This window comes from Streptomyces melanogenes (genome assembly GCF_014649795.1).
Classification (GTDB): domain Bacteria; phylum Actinomycetota; class Actinomycetes; order Streptomycetales; family Streptomycetaceae; genus Streptomyces; species Streptomyces noboritoensis.
In genome coordinates, this window is record NZ_BMTS01000068.1 from 1 (window position 1) to 2,499 (window position 2,499).

General features: G+C 65.0%; 2 protein-coding genes and 1 pseudogene. 2 read left to right on the plus strand and 1 reads right to left on the minus strand.

The genetic code is table 11. The annotated features are described in order from the left end of the window. Positions 1–164, minus strand: a 164-nt coding sequence (locus IE252_RS42700; protein WP_190094912.1) for a transposase domain-containing protein, incomplete at its 3' end; no start/stop codon positions are given. A gap of 83 nt (positions 165–247) precedes the next feature. On the opposite strand from IE252_RS42700, the gene IE252_RS42705 reads away from it, so the two are divergent. Both IE252_RS42705 and IE252_RS42710 read left to right on the plus strand, forming a co-directional pair. Further along, positions 248–1,500, plus strand: a protein-coding gene (locus IE252_RS42705; RefSeq protein ID WP_190094913.1) for an IS3 family transposase whose coding sequence is annotated in 2 segments (ribosomal slippage) — positions 248–530 and positions 530–1,500 — 1,254 coding nt in all. Because the reading frame shifts where the segments join, the coding sequence is not laid out codon by codon here. A gap of 80 nt (positions 1,501–1,580) precedes the next feature. Continuing rightward, positions 1,581–2,387 (plus strand): annotated as a pseudogene (locus IE252_RS42710) (IS5 family transposase). Positions 2,388–2,499: the final 112 nt, after the last annotated feature.

Sequence of the window (2,499 nt, forward strand, 5' to 3'; positions counted from 1 at the left end):
CGGGCCGGAAGCAGCCGGACGCGCTGCTCCCGCCGCCCGGCCCGGTCAACGACCTCATCAACCAACCTTCTGGGCACCAGCTCCGTGAGTACCCCGATGGCCACACAGTCCGTCAACTGGCCATTGACCGCCACAGGTTGACGTCTCGGATCGCCCCTCACCATGGCCACCACGATAGCCCTCCGGAGACCGCTAACTAAGCGGCATTGGGTTCGGTAGAGACTCGATCATTTGAGAGGATCGAGTCATGGCACGTCCTTCCCAGTACCCGCTTGAGCTGCGCCGTCGTGCGGTGCGTATGGTCGCCGAGGTGCGGCCCGACTACGACACCGAGTGGGCCGCGATGAAAGCCGTCGCCGCGAAGCTCGGCATCGGCGCGACCGAGACGCTGCGCAAGTGGGTCCGCCAGGACGAGATCGATGCCGGCACCCGGCCGGGGACGACGACGGAGGAGTCCGCGCAGGTCAAGGCGATGAAGAAGGAGATCGCCGAGCTGAAGCGGGCCAACGAGATCCTGAAAGCCGCGGCGAGTTTCTTCGCGGCCGAGCTCGACCGGCCACACACACGCTCGTAGCGTTCATCGACGAGCACCGGGACCGCTTCGGCGGAGTCGAGCCGATCTGCCGCGTTCTGACCGAGCACGACTGCAAGATCGCCCCGTCCACCTACTACGCCCACCACAAACGCCTGACGGCACCCTCGTCCCGCACTGTTCGGGACACCGAACTGAAGATCCTGATCCAGAAGGCGTACGACGCCAACTACCGTGTCTACGGCGCGAGGAAGATCTGGCGGCATCTGAACCGCCAAGGCCGAACCGTGGCCCGCTGCACGGTCGAACGCCTCATGCGCGAGCTCGGCATCACCGGCGCCGTCCGCGGCAAGAGGGTGATCACCACGGTCCCGGACCCCTCCGCACCACGGGCGCCGGACCTGGTCGACCGCGACTTCGTCGCCAGCGCACCGAACCGCTGCTGGGTCGCCGACTTCACCCACGTCGCCACGTTCTCCAGCGTCGTCTACGTCGCCTTCGTCGTGGACACCTTCTCCCGCCGCATCGTCGGCTGGGCCGCCTCGGCCACGAAGCAGACCCGGCTCGTCCTGGACGCCCTGGACATGGGACTGTGGCAACGCGACCGCGACCAACACCCGCCCATTCCAGGCGAGTTGGTGCATCACTCAGACGCGGGATCGCAATATACGTCTTTCATTCTGGCCGAGCACTTGGAGAAGGCCGGCATCGCCGCATCGATCGGATCGGTCGGCGATGCGTACGACAACGCGCTGATGGAGTCCATGATCGGCCTCTTCAAGACCGAGGTGATCAAGCCGCAGCGGCCTTGGCGATCCCTCGCCCAGGTCGACCTGGCCACCGCCGAATGGGCCGACTGGTACAACCACACCCGGCTCCACGGTGAGATAGGGCACATCCCGCCCGCTGAATACGAAGCCAACCACTACCGAGCAACCACGAAACCCCAGGTCACAACCAACATCTGAGATCTCTACCGAACCCGGAACGGTTCAGAAATGGGCTGGTCAGCGGGCGTGGTGACGAGGCAGGGCCCCTCGTCGTTGGCGTGGTGATTCCACTCATCACACCGGCGACACGAGGGGCCCTGTTGGTTCCGTATCCTGCCACGATCGACGTGCCGCACAAGCTCGTCGAACACGTGGCCTGGCCTCTGTACGACCACCGCCAGAGATCAACTCCCGCTGGCGCAAGCTCGGGTGCTTCAAGCAAGCGCTGCTGACTCTCGCCCACCTACGGAAGAACGAGACATTCGCGCAGGTCGGCGCGGGCTTCGGTGTCTCTGAGACGACCGCTTGGCGCTACGTCGACGAGACCCTGGACGTGCTTGCCTCATGGGCACCCGGCCTGCACGAAGCACTCACCGGTCTCGGCGAAGGCGACCACGTCATCGTTGACGGCACACTCATTCCGACCGACCGCGTCCGGGCCGACGAGCCGTACTACTCCCAAAAACACAAGAAGCACGGCATGAACGTCCAGGTCATTGCCCGCCCGGACGGCGCCCCGCTCTGGTTCTCACGGGCCACCCCCCGGACGGACCCACGACCTGACCGCGGCCCGTGCCCACGGCATCATCCAAGCGTGCCTGACACGGCAGATCCTCGTACTCGCGGACAGGGCCTACCAAGGCGCCGGTGCCACCGTCCGCACCCCCTACAAACACCACCGCGAACAACCCGAGCACCACCAGGAGTTCAACCGTGATCACGCCCGCCTGCGGGCTCCCGGCGAACGCGCCTTCGCCCAACTCAAGACATGGCGACTCCTACGCCGAGCCCGATGTTCCACCCGGCGCATCGGCATCATCGTCCAGGCCGTCCACACTCTCATGACCTGCACATATTCAGGATGAGAGAGGTTCAGTGAACGTCTTTCATCCTGAATATGTGCAGGTCATCAGGGTGTGGATGGCGGCGACGCATCTGCTGATGCGGTTGGTTGAGCAACGGGCCTTGCGGAGAAGA